Annotated in this window: 15 protein-coding genes; 10 read left to right on the plus strand and 5 right to left on the minus strand. The window is 54.1% G+C overall.

Annotated features, from left to right (window positions below):
* Positions 1 to 435, minus strand: a complete 435-nt coding sequence (locus U0026_RS15105; RefSeq protein WP_062775064.1) for a DoxX family protein — start codon at positions 433 to 435, stop codon at positions 1 to 3.
* A 151-nt stretch (positions 436 to 586) separates the two neighbouring features.
* Here U0026_RS15105 and poxB point away from each other — a divergent pair, with 151 nt between their 5' ends.
* From poxB to U0026_RS15125, 4 genes are all read left to right on the plus strand, one after another.
* Positions 587 to 2,305 (plus strand): ubiquinone-dependent pyruvate dehydrogenase, encoded by a 1,719-nt coding sequence (gene poxB, locus U0026_RS15110; RefSeq protein ID WP_062775063.1) that lies wholly within the window; start codon positions 587 to 589, stop codon positions 2,303 to 2,305.
* 37 nt (positions 2,306 to 2,342) lie between these two features.
* Positions 2,343 to 3,344, plus strand: a complete 1,002-nt coding sequence (gene ltaE, locus U0026_RS15115; RefSeq protein ID WP_062775061.1) for a low-specificity L-threonine aldolase — start codon at positions 2,343 to 2,345, stop codon at positions 3,342 to 3,344.
* A gap of 10 nt (positions 3,345 to 3,354) precedes the next feature.
* Entirely contained in the window at positions 3,355 to 4,800 is a 1,446-nt protein-coding gene (locus tag U0026_RS15120; RefSeq protein ID WP_062775060.1) for an SDR family oxidoreductase, read from the plus strand.
* Between the two features lie 87 nt (positions 4,801 to 4,887).
* Positions 4,888 to 5,901, plus strand: coding sequence for an NAD-dependent epimerase/dehydratase family protein (locus tag U0026_RS15125; protein WP_062775058.1), 1,014 nt, complete (start codon positions 4,888 to 4,890; stop codon positions 5,899 to 5,901).
* A gap of 2 nt (positions 5,902 to 5,903) precedes the next feature.
* Here U0026_RS15125 and U0026_RS15130 read toward each other — a convergent pair whose 3' ends face one another.
* Both U0026_RS15130 and U0026_RS15135 read right to left on the minus strand, forming a co-directional pair.
* A complete protein-coding gene (locus U0026_RS15130; RefSeq protein WP_062775057.1) occupies positions 5,904 to 6,740 on the minus strand; it encodes an N-acetylmuramoyl-L-alanine amidase in 837 nt (278 codons plus the stop codon).
* Positions 6,737 to 7,060, minus strand: coding sequence for a heavy metal-binding domain-containing protein (locus tag U0026_RS15135; RefSeq protein WP_062775055.1), 324 nt, complete (start codon positions 7,058 to 7,060; stop codon positions 6,737 to 6,739). The genes U0026_RS15130 and U0026_RS15135 overlap by 4 nt, the downstream gene beginning before the upstream one ends.
* Before the next feature lie 163 nt (positions 7,061 to 7,223).
* Between U0026_RS15135 and U0026_RS15140 the strand changes: the two genes are divergently transcribed.
* The 6 genes from U0026_RS15140 (at position 7,224) to artJ (ending at position 11,826) form a co-directional block, all read left to right on the plus strand.
* Positions 7,224 to 7,739, plus strand: coding sequence for a lipoprotein (locus U0026_RS15140; protein WP_062775053.1), 516 nt, complete (start codon positions 7,224 to 7,226; stop codon positions 7,737 to 7,739).
* A gap of 309 nt (positions 7,740 to 8,048) precedes the next feature.
* The gene (gene artP / locus U0026_RS15145; RefSeq protein ID WP_062775051.1) at positions 8,049 to 8,777 is read left to right on the plus strand and encodes an arginine ABC transporter ATP-binding protein ArtP; all 729 of its coding nucleotides are present in this window, start codon (positions 8,049 to 8,051) and stop codon (positions 8,775 to 8,777) included.
* 17 nt (positions 8,778 to 8,794) lie between these two features.
* The gene (gene artI / locus U0026_RS15150) at positions 8,795 to 9,526 is read left to right on the plus strand and encodes an arginine ABC transporter substrate-binding protein ArtI (protein WP_062775049.1); all 732 of its coding nucleotides are present in this window, start codon (positions 8,795 to 8,797) and stop codon (positions 9,524 to 9,526) included.
* Positions 9,527 to 9,532: 6 nt separating this feature from the next.
* Positions 9,533 to 10,249, plus strand: a complete 717-nt coding sequence (artQ, locus tag U0026_RS15155) for an arginine ABC transporter permease ArtQ (protein WP_062775047.1) — start codon at positions 9,533 to 9,535, stop codon at positions 10,247 to 10,249.
* Positions 10,249 to 10,917 carry an arginine ABC transporter permease ArtM gene (artM, locus tag U0026_RS15160; protein ID WP_062775045.1) on the plus strand — a complete coding sequence of 223 codons (669 nt, stop codon included), beginning with the start codon at positions 10,249 to 10,251 and terminating at the stop codon, positions 10,915 to 10,917. Before artQ ends, artM begins: the two co-directional genes overlap by 1 nt.
* A gap of 177 nt (positions 10,918 to 11,094) precedes the next feature.
* Positions 11,095 to 11,826 carry an arginine ABC transporter substrate-binding protein ArtJ gene (gene artJ, locus U0026_RS15165; protein WP_062775043.1) on the plus strand — a complete coding sequence of 244 codons (732 nt, stop codon included), beginning with the start codon at positions 11,095 to 11,097 and terminating at the stop codon, positions 11,824 to 11,826.
* Between the two features lie 43 nt (positions 11,827 to 11,869).
* On the opposite strand, the gene U0026_RS15170 is transcribed toward artJ, so the two are convergent.
* Entirely contained in the window at positions 11,870 to 13,342 is a 1,473-nt protein-coding gene (locus tag U0026_RS15170) for a sensor histidine kinase (RefSeq protein WP_062775041.1), read from the minus strand.
* Positions 13,339 to 14,061 carry a response regulator transcription factor gene (locus U0026_RS15175; protein WP_062775040.1) on the minus strand — a complete coding sequence of 241 codons (723 nt, stop codon included), beginning with the start codon at positions 14,059 to 14,061 and terminating at the stop codon, positions 13,339 to 13,341. The genes U0026_RS15170 and U0026_RS15175 overlap by 4 nt, the downstream gene beginning before the upstream one ends.
* Positions 14,062 to 14,230: the final 169 nt, after the last annotated feature.

A 14,230-nucleotide genomic window follows, 5' to 3' on the forward strand; every position in this document is an offset into this window, starting at 1 on the left:
CTAGCGCCAGACCGAATTATTTCCCAGTGAATATTTCCCCGCACCGATAAACGCAATCGCCAGCGCAGCAATAAAGAAATAGACCAGGCTCTCAATCGCCCATGCCCCGGTTTTGTCCAGCGCGGCGGTTTTATCCAGCCCAACCATCAGCCAGGCCACAATCATGGTAAACGCTAACACCAGCGCCGCCGGGCGCGTCAGCACGCCAATGATAATCAGAATAGGCGCAACGACTTCCCCCACCAGCACGCCATAAGCGATAAATCCCGGCAGCCCTTTTGCCATCAGCATACCGCTGATGCCATCGACGCCATCAAACAGCTTGTGCAGGCCGTGAAAAAGCATCAATCCACCGACACCAATACGGAGTAGAAATTTGCCAAAATCCTCGTGCGACAGCATGCGATTTACTGAATTTAACAATGTTGTAATCATTTGAATTATTTCCCTGTTTATCCCTGTAGAGCACCACGTTACTGGTTCTCATTTCCAAAATATACCTGCTGAAAATAAGGGGATTATTCCGGCGAAACGACGAGATTCATCTAAACTTGTTACCGGTATCACATTTAGGAGATGGAAAACCATGAAACAGACCGTAGCCAACTACATTGCCAAAACCCTCGAGCAAGCCGGAGTGAAGCGAATCTGGGGTGTGACGGGAGATTCTCTTAACGGACTCTCCGACAGCCTGAACCGGATGGGCACCATTGAATGGATGCCAACGCGTCATGAGGAAGTCGCCGCGTTTGCTGCCGGAGCGGAAGCGCATCTGACCGGCGAGCTGGCGGTGTGCGCGGGTTCTTGCGGGCCGGGAAACCTGCACCTCATCAACGGGCTGTTCGACTGTCACCGCAACCATGTCCCGGTGGTGGCGATTGCCGCGCATATTCCGTCGAGTGAAATCGGCAGCGGTTATTTTCAGGAAACACATCCACAAGAGTTGTTCCGCGAATGCAGCCACTATTGCGAGCTGGTGTCATCCCCAGAGCAAATTCCTCAGGTACTGGCTATCGCCATGCGTAAAGCGGTGTTGAACCGTGGCGTGTCGGTGGTGGTGTTACCGGGCGACGTGGCGCTGAAGGCCGCGCCGGAAAGCGCCAGTACCCATTGGTATCCTGCGCCGCAGCCGGTGGTCACGCCAAATGAAGATGAGCTGAAAAAATTAGCGCAGCTGCTGCGTTATTCCAGCAATATCGCGCTAATGTGCGGCAGCGGTTGTGCCGGGGCGCATAAAGAATTAGTGGAATTCGCCGGCAAGTTGAAATCGCCCATCATTCACGCACTGCGCGGGAAAGAACACGTTGAGTACGATAACCCGTATGACGTAGGCATGACGGGGCTTATCGGTTTCTCCAGCGGTTTCCACGCCATGATGAATGCAGACACGCTGATCTTACTCGGCACCCAATTCCCGTATCGCCCGTTCTATCCGACGGACGCTAAAATTATCCAGATTGATATCAACCCCGCCAGCATCGGCGCGCACAGCAAAGTGGATATGGCGCTGATTGGCGACATTAAATCCACCCTCACCGCCCTGCTGCCACATTTGGAAGAAAAAACCGATCGTAAGTTCCTCGATAAAGCGCTCAGTGATTATCGCGACGCGCGTAAAGGGCTGGATGATCTGGCAAAACCGAGCGATAAGGCCATCCACCCGCAGTATCTGGCGCAGCAAATCAGCCATTTTGCCGATGAAGATGCCATCTTCACCTGCGATGTCGGCACGCCAACCGTGTGGGCCGCGCGCTATTTAAAAATGAATGGTAAACGCCGCCTGATTGGCTCATTTACCCACGGTTCAATGGCCAACGCCATGCCGCAGGCGCTGGGCGCACAGGCCACCGCTCCGGAGCGTCAGGTGGTGGCGATGTGCGGCGACGGTGGCTTTAGTATGCTGATGGGCGATTTTTTGTCGGTGGCGCAAATGAAGCTGCCGGTGAAAATCATCGTCTTTAACAACAGCGTGCTGGGCTTTGTGGCGATGGAGATGAAAGCCGGTGGCTATCTGACCGACGGCACCGAACTGCACGACACCAATTTTGCCCGCATCGCCGAAGCCTGCGGCATTACCGGTATTCGTGTAGAGAAATCGGCGGACGTGGATGAAGCGCTACAGCGCGCCTTTAGTATCGACGGGCCGGTGCTGGTCGACGTCGTGGTGGCGAAAGAAGAACTCGCCATGCCGCCGCAGATAAAACTGGAGCAGGCCAAAGGGTTTAGCCTGTATATGCTGCGCGCGATTATCAACGGGCGCGGTGATGAAGTCATTGAGCTAGCGAAAACCAACTGGCTGAGGTAAAAATGAAGGCATTATTCTGAGTTTAAAAGGAAATGCCGTGATTGATTTACGCAGTGATACCGTAACCCGTCCGACGCGCGCCATGCTTGATGAGATGGTAGCCGCGCCGGTCGGCGACGATGTGTATGGCGATGACCCGACCGTTAACGCCCTTCAGCAGTACGCGGCCGAGTTGTCAGGCAAGGAAGCCGCACTGTTCCTGCCGACTGGCACCCAGGCCAACCTGGTGGCGCTGCTCAGTCACTGCGAGCGCGGCGAAGAGTATATTGTCGGCCAGGGCGCGCATAACTATCTGTACGAAGCAGGCGGCGCGGCGGTGCTGGGCAGCATTCAGCCACAGCCGATTGATGCAGCGTCTGACGGCACTCTGCCGCTGGATAAAGTCGCGGCCAAAATCAAAGCCGATGATATTCACTTCGCCCGCACCAAACTGCTGAGCATCGAAAACACCCATAATGGCAAAGTACTGCCACAGGCGTATCTGAAAGAAGCGTGGGACTTTACCCGCGAGCGTGGGCTGGCGCTGCATGTCGACGGCGCGCGCATTTTCAACGCCCTGGTAAGCTACGGCTGCGAGCTCAAAGAGATCACTCAATACTGCGATTCCTTCACTATCTGCCTCTCCAAAGGGTTAGGCACGCCGGTGGGTTCGCTGCTGGTTGGTAATCAGGATTACATCAAACGCGCTAACCGCTGGCGTAAAATGACCGGCGGCGGTATGCGTCAGGCCGGGTTCCTCGCGGCAGCTGGGCTGTACGCGCTGAAAAATAACGTCGCGCGTTTGCAAGACGATCACGACAACGCCGCCTGGCTTGCCGAACAGCTGCGCGAGATTGGCGCGGATGTGATGCGTCACGACACCAATATGCTGTTTGTGCGCGTCGGTGACGCGAACGCCAGCGTGCTGGGCGCGTTTATGCAGGAGCGCGGCGTGCTGATTAACGCCTCGCCGGTAGTGCGCCTGGTAACGCATTTAGACGTCAATCGTCAGCAATTAGCTGAGGTTGTCGGTCACTGGAAAGCCTTTTTAGCCCGTTAAGGAGTTCGGCGTGTCACAGACGATTTTGGTTTTTGGGGCCAGCGGCTATATCGGCCAGCATCTGGTCACGGAATTAAGCCAGCGCGGGTATACCGTGCGGGCGGTGGCACGTCGTATTGACCGGCTGCAAAAATTACAGTTGCCGGGAGTCACTTGCCATTCGGTTGATCTGGAGAAAAACCGTGATTTTTCGGCGCTGCTCGACGGCGTTGATACCGTTTATTATCTGGTACACGGCATGGGTGAAAGCAAAGACTTTATCGCCCACGAACGCCGGGTGGCAGAGAACGTGCGCGACGCGCTGCGCCAGACTCAGGTGAAACAGCTGATTTTCTTAAGTTCGCTTCAGGCTCCTGAGCATGAACAGTCTGCACACCTGCGCGCCCGTCAATTGACCGGCGATATCCTGCGCGAAGCAGGGATTCCGGTCAGCGAACTGCGCGCAGGAATTATCGTCGGTGCCGGTTCTGCGGCGTTTGAGGTGATGCGCGATATGGTTTACAACCTGCCGGTGCTGACGCCGCCGCGCTGGGTGCGCTCGCGCACTACGCCGATTGCGCTGGAAAACCTGCTGGTGTATTTGGTGGAGTTGCTCAATCACCCCGCCTCTGAGCATCGCGTGTTTGAAGCCGCCGGGCCGCAAGAGTTAACCTATCAACAACAGTTTGAACACTTTATGGCGGTCAGCGGTCGTCACCGATTGCTGATCCCCATTCCCTTCCCTACCAGTTGGATCTCGGTGTGGTTTTTAAACGTGATTACGTCCGTACCACCGACGATCGCCAAAGCGCTGATCCAGGGGTTGAAGCACGATCTACTGGCAGACGATCGGGCGCTTCGCGCGTTGATCCCGCAAACCTTGATCCCCTTCGATGAAGCGGTACGCCGTACGCTGGAGGAGGAGAAAAAGCTCGCCAACTCCAGCGACTGGGGTTACGACGCGCAGGCGTTTGCCCGCTGGCGTCCAGAGTATGGATTTTTCGCCAAACAGGCCGGATTCACGATAAAAACGTCAGCAAGCCTGTCGGCGCTGTGGAAAGTGGTGAACCGCCTCGGCGGCAAAAAAGAGGGCTACTTCTTCGGCAATGCGCTGTGGAAGACGCGTGCGGCCATGGATCTGCTGATTGGTCATAAACTGGCAAAAGGCCGCCCAGAACATGCACTGTTGCAGACCGGCGATAGCGTCGATAGCTGGAAGGTGATTATCGTTGAGCCGGAAAAAGCGCTAACCTTACTGTTCGGGATGAAAGCACCGGGTCTTGGGCGTCTGAGTTTCACGATGGTCGATAAAGGCACACATCGTGAACTCGACGTTCGCGCCTGGTGGCATCCGCACGGTATGCCAGGCTTAATGTACTGGTTGTTGATGATTCCGGCCCATCTGTTTATCTTCCGCGGGATGGCCCGGCAGATCGCCCGTTTAGCAGAAGAAGAGACAGGAAAAAGTGCGCTTTAGCCCTTTTTTGTCTTAGTTTCCCATTGCATACGAGTGAAATAAACGGAAGAATGCGCACGAAACTCTTTTTTATCACTGTGGATTATTATGAAGGTACTGGTCACCGGCGCCACCAGCGGTTTAGGCAGAAATGCAGTTGAATATCTGCGTAACAAGGGCATTAGCGTCAGAGCGAGTGGTCGCAATGAAGCGATGGGCAAACTGCTGGAGAAAATGGGCGCTGAATTTGTCCATGCTGACCTGACCGAGTTAGTCTCTTCTCAGGCCAAAGTGATGCTGGCGGGTGTCGATACCCTGTGGCATTGCTCAAGCTTTACCTCGCCGTGGGGTACACAGGCGGCGTTTGATTTAGCCAACGTCCGCGCCACCCGCCGTCTGGGTGAATGGGCTGTGGCTTGGGGCGTGCGTAACTTTATCCATATTTCCTCGCCGTCGCTGTACTTCGATTACCACCACCACCGTGATATTCAAGAAGATTTCCGCCCGCACCGTTTCGCCAACGAATTCGCCCGCAGCAAAGCCGCCAGCGAAGAGGTGATTCAACTGCTGGCACAGGCCAACCCCAACACCCGCTTTACCATTTTGCGTCCGCAGAGCGTTTTCGGCCCGCACGATAAAGTCTTTATTCCGCGTCTGGCGCAGATGATGCACCACTATGGCAGCGTGCTGTTACCGCGCGGCGGCCATGCAATGGTCGATATGACCTATTACGAGAATGCCGTACACGCGATGTGGCTCGCCAGCCAGCCGCGCTGTGACGATCTGCCGTCTGGTCGTGCCTACAACATCACCAACGGTGAACCGCGCACGCTGCGCAGCATTGTGGAGCGTTTGATTGACGAGCTGGATATTGCCTGCCGAATTCGTTCGGTGCCTTATCCGATGCTGGATATGATTGCGCGTAGCATGGAGCGTTTTGGCGATAAGAAAGCCAAAGAGCCATCGCTGACCCACTACGGCGTATCAAAGCTCAACTTTGACTTTACGCTGGACATCAGCCGCGCCCGTGAAGAACTGGGCTACGAGCCTATCGTGTCGCTCGACGACGGTATTGTGCGTACCGCCGCCTGGCTTGAAGATCACGGGAAGTTACCCCGCTAGTCTTAACCCTGACCGTATTTTTCCAGTAGCGCTTCCGCAATAGCCTGACTTTCGGCGTCAGCCACGCCATCCCAGCGCGTCGGACGGAAGTGCATCTGGAAGGCAGCGATCACCCTGATCTGCTGCATGCGGGTCATCCCCGGTTTCACCTCGTAACCATAACGCGCTAACAGGTCGAGCAGATTGTTTGTTGAGACCGGTGCGTTTGGTGCGCGTCCGTTGAGATAAAATGCCACTCGATTCTCATTTGGCCATGCACCGATCCCTTGCTGTGCCAGCGACTGCCATGGGAACAGTGGGCCGGGATCGTCTTTGCGCTGCGGCGCAACGTCAGAGTGCGCCAACACATTTTGCGGCGGAATGTTGTAACGTTTGATGATGTCTTTGGCCAGCGGGATCAGCGCCTGAATTTGCGCCGGTTCAAATGGCGTAAAGAACTTGGTGCCTTCCGATTTTTGCCAGCCTTTATTCTCAAGCTCAATACCAATCGAGGTATCGTTGATGCGCGTGGCACCACGCCAGAAGCTGACGCCCGCATGCCAGGCCAGTTCAGACTCCGGCACAAGCTGCCAGATGCGCGGTTTACCATGGGTCAGCGGCGGCACGGCGGGGATCAGATAATGCACGCTAACCTGATCGCCGGTCAGCGTGGTAAGTGACACATCAAAATCATCGGCGGTGTAGTGCAACACCAGGATTTTGACCCGTGGATAAGCCGCAGGTGCCGAACGACTGGTATCCAGCACATAGCCCGGTTTCTCAACGGTCGCTTTTTTATCTTCCCCGGCACACCCTGCCAGCAACACCGCCAGCATCAAAACCGTCAGAAAACGTTTCATCGGCGCGTTTTAACCGCCGTTCCGCTTACGCTCACCATCAGCATACTGCTGTCTTTACCCACCGTTTCATAGTCGATATCAATTCCGACAACGGCATCGGCACCCAGCGCTTTGGCCTGTTCGCCCAGCTCTTTAAACGCAATCTCGCGGGCTTTACGCAGCTCTTTTTCGTAAGCGCCAGAACGGCCACCGACGATGTCGCGGATACCGGCAAAAAAGTCGCGGAAAATATTCGCCCCAAGAATCGCTTCTCCGGTGACGACACCGCAATACTCGACAATAGACTGCCCTTCAAGGGTAGGTGTGGTGGAAAATTGCATGACTAGCTCCTTCTTTAACGTTCAATACCTTAGCTCTCAGCGCTAAACACATTATCGGACCGATACGCTATGCTTGAAAAGGGATTACTCCATTATCGTATACATTAATCGCCCCTTCTGCATGGCGCGATGAGTGTCGAGATTGCTAACAAGGAATCATTCTATGCGTTACACCAACCTTGCCCTTATTCTTCCGGCTGCGCTGTTTTTAAGCGCGTGTACCACCGTTACCCCTGCCTATAAAGATATTGGCACGCGCAGCGGACAGTGCGTGGAAGGCGGCCCGGATACCGTGGCACAGAAGTTTTACAATGACCAGATCCAGCGCCGGACAAGCGATATTACCGCTCTGCGTCCGTATTTTAGCGATAGCCTGGCGAAGCTGCTTAACGATAGCAGCCAGGACGCCAGCAAGCGTTCACTGATGCAGGCGGGTCTGTTCTCCAGCAGCGCAACCACACCAGACAGTGCTGACGTTGATAGCGCCTCTACCATTCCCAATACCGATGCCCGCAATATTCCTCTGCGCGTGACGTTAAAACAGGGCACTCAAAGCTGGAAAGATGAAGTGTTGATGATCCGTGAAGGGCAATGCTGGGCCGTCGACGACGTGCGTTATCTTGGCAACAATAGCCACGCACCGGCGGGGACTTTGCGTCAATCTCTCGAGAAACGTTAATAACGTGTTAAATAATTCTGTCTAGCCGGTTATTCCGGCAAAATGTCTGGCATTCTCTTTAGAATGCCGACATTTGTTCCCCTCGCCTACCCCGCCCGTTATTTTGTGCTAACTTTAAAAGAAAAGTTGGTTTATATTTAAGTTTTAACGCACAAATATTGCATAACTATTCTGTCAAAGGTACTATTTGCGGCCTCTATTGCTGATAATAAATCCATTATGGAGACCTTCAGCGGGAGACGGAATGCGGCAGCAGAGCTAGCACCTGGTCTTTCCAGGACGAAGACAACACATTCGTGACGGGTATCAATGAGCATTAAATTAGACGGCATTAACTGCTTTTATGGCGCACATCAGGCGCTGTTCGACATCACGCTTCAATGCCCAGAGGGCGAGACGCTGGTGCTGCTTGGCCCAAGCGGCGCGGGTAAAAGCTCACTGCTGCGCGTGCTGAATCTGTTAGAGATGCCGAAATCCGGTATCCTGGCGATTGCGGGTAACCATTTTGATTTTGCTAAAACCCCGTCTGACAAAGCGATTCGCGAACTGCGTCAAAACGTGGGAATGGTCTTCCAGCAGTACAATCTCTGGCCTCACCTGACGGTGGTGCAGAACCTTATTGAAGCGCCTTGCCGCGTGCTGGGCCTTAGCAAAGAACAAGCGATGGCGCGGGCGGAAAAACTGCTGGAGCGTTTACGCTTAAAACCGTACAGCGACCGCTATCCGCTGCATTTATCCGGTGGTCAGCAGCAGCGTGTGGCGATTGCCCGTGCGCTGATGATGGAGCCGCAGGTTCTGCTGTTTGATGAACCGACCGCCGCGCTCGATCCAGAAATCACCGCCCAGATCGTCAGTATTATTCACGAGCTGGCAGAAACCAACATTACCCAGGTGATTGTCACTCACGAGGTGGAAGTGGCGCGCAAAACGGCCAGCCGCGTGGTGTACATGGAAAATGGTTATATCGTCGAACAAGGCGATGCAAGCTGCTTTAGCAGCCCACAGACAGACGCATTCAGAAGTTATCTTTCTCACTGAGAATCAGGACAATGACGATGAAAAAATTAGTGATCGCCGCGCTGCTCGCAAGCTTCAGCCTTACCGCTGGGGCTGCTCAAACCATCCGTTTCGCGACGGAAGCATCTTACCCTCCGTTCGAGTCTATTGATGCTAACAACCAGATCGTCGGCTTTGACGTGGATTTGGCAAACGCACTGTGTAAAGAGATTGATGCCACCTGTACGTTCAGTAATCAGTCTTTCGACAGCCTGATCCCAAGCCTGAAATTCCGCCGCGTTGATGCGGTGATGGCCGGTATGGACATCACGCCTGAGCGCGAAAAGCAGGTTCTGTTCACCACCCCGTACTATGACAATTCTGCGCTGTTTGTTGGTGTGAAAGGCAAATTTACTGGCGTCGATCAGCTTAAAGGCAAAAAAGTCGGCGTGCAGAACGGCACCACGCACCAGAAATTCATCATGGATAAACACCCGGAAATCACCACCGTTCCTTACGACAGCTATCAGAATGCGAAGCTAGATCTGCAAAACGGTCGTATTGATGGCGTATTTGGTGATACCGCCGTGGTCACCGAGTGGCTGACTGCTAACGACAAGCTGGCTGCCGTCGGCGATAAAGTCACCGATAAAGACTACTTTGGTACCGGCCTCGGCATTGCTGTCCGTCAGGGCAACACCGAGCTGCAGCAGAAATTCAACGCTGCGCTGGAAAAAGTGAAGAAAGATGGCACTTACCAAACCATCTACGCTAAATGGTTCCAGAAGTAAGACTTGATGAACGAAATGTTTCCTTTAGCAAGTGCCGCCGGCATGACCGTCGGCCTTGCCGTTTGTGCACTTATCATCGGGCTGGCGCTCGCGATGCTGTTCGCGGTATGGGAGTCGGTTAAATGGCGCCCAATCGCATGGGCAGGCTCAGCGCTAGTGACCGTGTTACGCGGTCTGCCGGAAATCCTGGTGGTGCTGTTTATCTACTTCGGCTCCTCTCAGTTACTGCTGACGCTCTCCGATGGTTTTACGATTAACCTTGGCTTTGCGCAGATCCCGGTGCAGATGCAGATCGAAAACTTCGATGTCAGCCCGTTCCTGTGCGGCGTGATTGCCCTCTCCTTGCTTTATGCGGCGTATGCATCACAAACGCTGCGTGGCGCACTGAAGGCGGTACCGATAGGTCAGTGGGAATCCGGCCAGGCGCTGGGGCTGTCAAAAAGCGCGATATTCTTCCGCCTGGTGATGCCGCAGATGTGGCGTCACGCGCTCCCAGGGCTGGGTAACCAGTGGCTGGTACTGCTGAAAGATACCGCGCTGGTATCGCTGATAAGCGTTAACGATCTGATGCTACAAACCAAAAGCATTGCTACCCGTACCCAGGAGCCATTTACCTGGTATATCGTTGCGGCGGCCATTTACCTGGTGATTACTCTGCTGAGTCAGTACATCCTCAAACGCATTGACCTGCACACCACTCGCTTCGAACGGAGACCAGGCTGATGCTCGAGTATTTACCGGAACTGATGAAAGGGCTGCACACCAGCCTGACGCTCACCGTTGCTTCGATTGTCGTTGCGCTGATACTGTCGCTGATTTTCACCATCATCCTGACGCTGAAAACGCCGGTGCTGGTATGGGTGGTTCGTGCCTACATCACCCTGTTTACGGGCACACCGCTGCTAGTGCAGATCTTTTTGATCTACTACGGCCCGGGCCAGTTCCCGTCGCTGCAAAATTATCCGGTGGTGTGGCACCTGCTGTCTGAACCGTGGCTGTGCGCGCTGATTGCGCTGTCACTTAACAGTGCGGCGTATACTACGCAGCTGTTTTTTGGCGCCATTCGGGCTATCCCGGAAGGTCAATGGCAGTCATGCAGCTCGCTGGGCATGAGCAAGAAAGACACACTGGCAATTTTGCTGCCGTATGCGCTTAAACGCGCGCTCTCTTCTTACTCCAACGAAGTGGTGCTGGTGTTTAAGAGTACGTCGCTGGCTTACACCATTACGCTAATGGAAGTGATGGGCCACGGGCAGCTTCTGTACGGACGTACCTATGACGTGATGGTATTTGGTGCTGCCGGGCTGGTCTATCTGGTGGTGAATGGCCTGCTGACACTGATGATGCGTTTAATCGAGCGTAAAGCGCTAGCCTTTGAGCGTCGCAACTAGATTTATTGCATAAGTAGCAATAAATGAAACGGATAAGTCACTGGCTTATCCGTTTTTTTTTGCAAATAGAAAAAATACTTAATCAACTATATTGCATATAAATTCACATAATGGCATTGTAGCTATATGCCACACGCAGGGCAGCAACCTATAAGCCAGACAGACAGGAGCACATCCATGAAAAAATTAGTATTTGCCGCCTTACTCGCCACCGTAGCCGCAGGCGCTCATGCCGCAGATAAAATCAGCTTTGGCGTTTCCGCGACCTATCCTCCATTTGAATCAATGGATGCAAACAACCAGATTGCTGGCTTTGATATCGACCTTGCCAATGCGCTGTGTAAGCAGATGCAGGCTGAATGTACCTTTACCAACCATGCGTTTGATAGCCTGATCCCCGCGCTGAAATTCAAAAAATATGATGCGGTGATTTCAGGTATGGATATCACGCCGGAACGTAGCAAACAGGTTGCCTTTACCGACGCCTACTACGCGAACTCTGCGCTGGTCATCGCTAAAAAAGATACCTACAAAACCTTTGATGATTTGAAAGGCAAGCGTATCGGTATGGAAAACGGTACCACCCACCAGAAATACCTGATGGATAAACACCCGGAAGTCAAAACCGTGGCCTACGACAGCTATCAGAATGCTTTTATCGACCTGAAAAATGGCCGTATTGATGGGGTGTTTGGTGATACCGCCGTGGTCAACGAGTGGCTGAAAACCAACCCGCAGCTGGGTGTTGCTACCGAGAAAGTGACCGACCCGCAGTACTTCGGTATTGGTCTGGGGATTGCGGTGCGTCCAGATAACAAAGCGCTGCTGGAAAAACTCAACGGCGCGCTGAAAGCGATTAAAGCCGACGGCACCTACCAGAAAATCAACGACAAGTGGTTTGCTGAATAAATAACGACTCCCCGGTAAGCGCTAACTTACCGGGGTTTTACCATTACAGCGGGACAAAGAAGCGGAAGCAGGCACCCGACGCGGCATCCACCAGGCGAATATTACCGCCATGCAGTTCCAGCATTCTTCGCACGATAAGCAACCCCAACCCACCGCGATTTTCCCTTACGCTCTGCGGACTTAATGCCGAAGGACGCTGGAATAACTGCTCGCGAAGCGCTTCCTCCACGCCCGGCCCGCTATCGGCAACCTCGACCTGGAGCCGTTCATTTTCCTGCCAGACTCGCAGTATCACCGTACCCCCGGATGGCGTGTGGCGCACCGCATTATCCAGCAGGTTTGTGACCACTCGCTCAATCATCGACACATCAGCATTGAGCAACGGCAGCCCCCGCGAAATCTCCACCTTCAGCGTTAACTGGCGTGTCTCGATAGTCAGGTCAAACTTCTGCGCCACGTCCTGAATCAGTTCGCCGATGGCAAACGGTTCACGCTGCGGCTTCATCCCGCCGTGTTCCAGCTTCGCCAGTTCAAACAGTTGCTGAGAAAGGTGGCGCACCTTATGGCCCTGCCGCAGCGCAATCGACAGGTACTGTCGATTATCTTCAGGCGAGAGCGTGTCGGCCTTTAACGAAAGGGTTTCCAGATACCCGAGCAATGAGGTCAGCGGCGTACGCAGGTCGTGCGAAATATTGGCGATAAACTCGCGGCGCTGGCGGTCGCTATCGGAGAGTTTCTCCCACTGACTGGTAATCTTCCGCGCCAGTTCAATAAATGTATTGCGCAATATGGCCACTTCGTTGGAAGTATCAGCAACCAGCGGCTGCTGCGCCAGTTGCCGAATGGCGCTGATACTGTCCTGGTCGAGCCCCGCGACGTGTGAGGTGAGCTGCCTTACCGGACGAGCGACCCAATACCACACCAGAATACCCGCCAACAGACCAAACAGGGCGACCAGCAGCAGCGACCACAGCAGCGTATTCCACAACGCTTTACGCCATGCGTTATCCGCTAGCGCATTCAAGTTTTCCCCTTCAAGGATGATATAGAGATAGCCGTGCAGGTTACCGTTTAGCAGCACCGGGGCCACGCTAAACACTTTCTCTTTATCCAGACTCCGCGGGTCGTCGCCGTAAATCGGCCATGCAGCGCCATCAAGAAAGGCTTTTAACGGTTCGACGTTAATTTGTTTACGTTTCATGTGACCCGGCGGGGCCGCATCAGCCACGATGTTACCGTCCCTTGAGACTAGATAAAGCTCAACGCTGGGATTAAGCGTCATCAGCCGATCAAAAAGCATTTTCAGCGTCTGACGATTCACCTCGCCCTGCTCATCCAGCAGCGGTTCACGATTGACAATTTGCTGCGCCAGGCCCGCCGAAAGGCGCTGCACCATGGCATTACCAAACTGGCTGCTGTTATAAAGCTGAATGCTACAGGCCGCGATCGCGCACAGCAGCAAAATGGCGGTAAAGACCAGCGTGAGCTGTTGGCTAAGGCTGAATCGACGGCTCATGGTGCGAACTCTTTGTGCTCAGTGGCGAACTTATACCCTTTCCCCCATACGGTCAGAATGATGTCAGGCTCAGCGGGATCTTTCTCAATTTTGACGCGCAGACGGTTAATGTGGGTGTTGACGGTATGTTCGTAACCTTCATGTTGATAGCCCCAGACATTTTCCAGTAATGCCAGACGCGAGAAGACTTCTCCTGGATGGCGGGCAAACCAGTACAGCAGTTCAAACTCGCGGGGCGTCAGCTCAATGGCTTCGCCATGCAGCCGCACTTCGCGGGTCAGCGGGTCAATGTTCAGACCGTGGCTGGCAATCGAACCACTTTGCAGACGCAGCGTTTGCCCCATCGCCTCCTGGCGGCGAAACAGCGCCTTCACACGGGCGATCAATTCCAGCACCGAGAAAGGTTTGGCCAGATAGTCATCCGCGCCCATTTCCAGCCCCAGTACCCGGTGGCTTTCACTGGTGCGTGCGCTGATAATAATGACCGGCAGGTAGCGGGTCATTTGACGAATACGGCGGCAGATTTCGAGCCCATCGACGCTTGGCAGCATTAAATCGAGGATCACCGCATCCCAGACTTCGCTTTCAAGCCGTTCCAGCGCCCGAGCACCATCGGCTTCGTGCGCAATCTGATAGCCCTCATCCTGCAAATTAAGCCGCAGCAGAGTAGCGATATCGGTGTCATCTTCGATTAATAGGATTTTCCTGGCGCTGTTCATGTTATTTCACCCGTTCTTTTTTTAAAGCTTAACGCAGTCGGGCGCGTCGAGTTATCACATTTAATTTAAACTTTGGCGGGATGGAGATGGGGACGGGGTTTCCCCTCACCCTAACCCTCTCCCCAAAGGGGCGAGGGGACTGGCCGAGCTCGATGTGCTCCCTCTCCCT

The sequence above is a fragment of the Kluyvera intermedia genome (assembly GCF_034424175.1).
GTDB lineage: Bacteria > Pseudomonadota > Gammaproteobacteria > Enterobacterales > Enterobacteriaceae > Kluyvera > Kluyvera intermedia.

Coding starts and splice junctions, on each gene's coding strand:
- U0026_RS15105 (WP_062775064.1), bottom strand. CDS start 435: ATGATTACAACATTGTTAAATTCAGTAAATCGCATGCTGTCGCACGAG.
- poxB (WP_062775063.1), top strand. CDS start 587: ATGAAACAGACCGTAGCCAACTACATTGCCAAAACCCTCGAGCAAGCC.
- U0026_RS15125 (WP_062775058.1), top strand. CDS start 4,888: ATGAAGGTACTGGTCACCGGCGCCACCAGCGGTTTAGGCAGAAATGCA.
- U0026_RS15130 (WP_062775057.1), bottom strand. CDS start 6,740: ATGAAACGTTTTCTGACGGTTTTGATGCTGGCGGTGTTGCTGGCAGGG.
- U0026_RS15135 (WP_062775055.1), bottom strand. CDS start 7,060: ATGCAATTTTCCACCACACCTACCCTTGAAGGGCAGTCTATTGTCGAG.
- U0026_RS15140 (WP_062775053.1), top strand. CDS start 7,224: ATGCGTTACACCAACCTTGCCCTTATTCTTCCGGCTGCGCTGTTTTTA.
- artP (WP_062775051.1), top strand. CDS start 8,049: ATGAGCATTAAATTAGACGGCATTAACTGCTTTTATGGCGCACATCAG.
- artI (WP_062775049.1), top strand. CDS start 8,795: ATGAAAAAATTAGTGATCGCCGCGCTGCTCGCAAGCTTCAGCCTTACC.
- artQ (WP_062775047.1), top strand. CDS start 9,533: ATGAACGAAATGTTTCCTTTAGCAAGTGCCGCCGGCATGACCGTCGGC.
- artM (WP_062775045.1), top strand. CDS start 10,249: ATGCTCGAGTATTTACCGGAACTGATGAAAGGGCTGCACACCAGCCTG.
- artJ (WP_062775043.1), top strand. CDS start 11,095: ATGAAAAAATTAGTATTTGCCGCCTTACTCGCCACCGTAGCCGCAGGC.
- U0026_RS15170 (WP_062775041.1), bottom strand. CDS start 13,342: ATGAGCCGTCGATTCAGCCTTAGCCAACAGCTCACGCTGGTCTTTACC.
- U0026_RS15175 (WP_062775040.1), bottom strand. CDS start 14,061: ATGAACAGCGCCAGGAAAATCCTATTAATCGAAGATGACACCGATATC.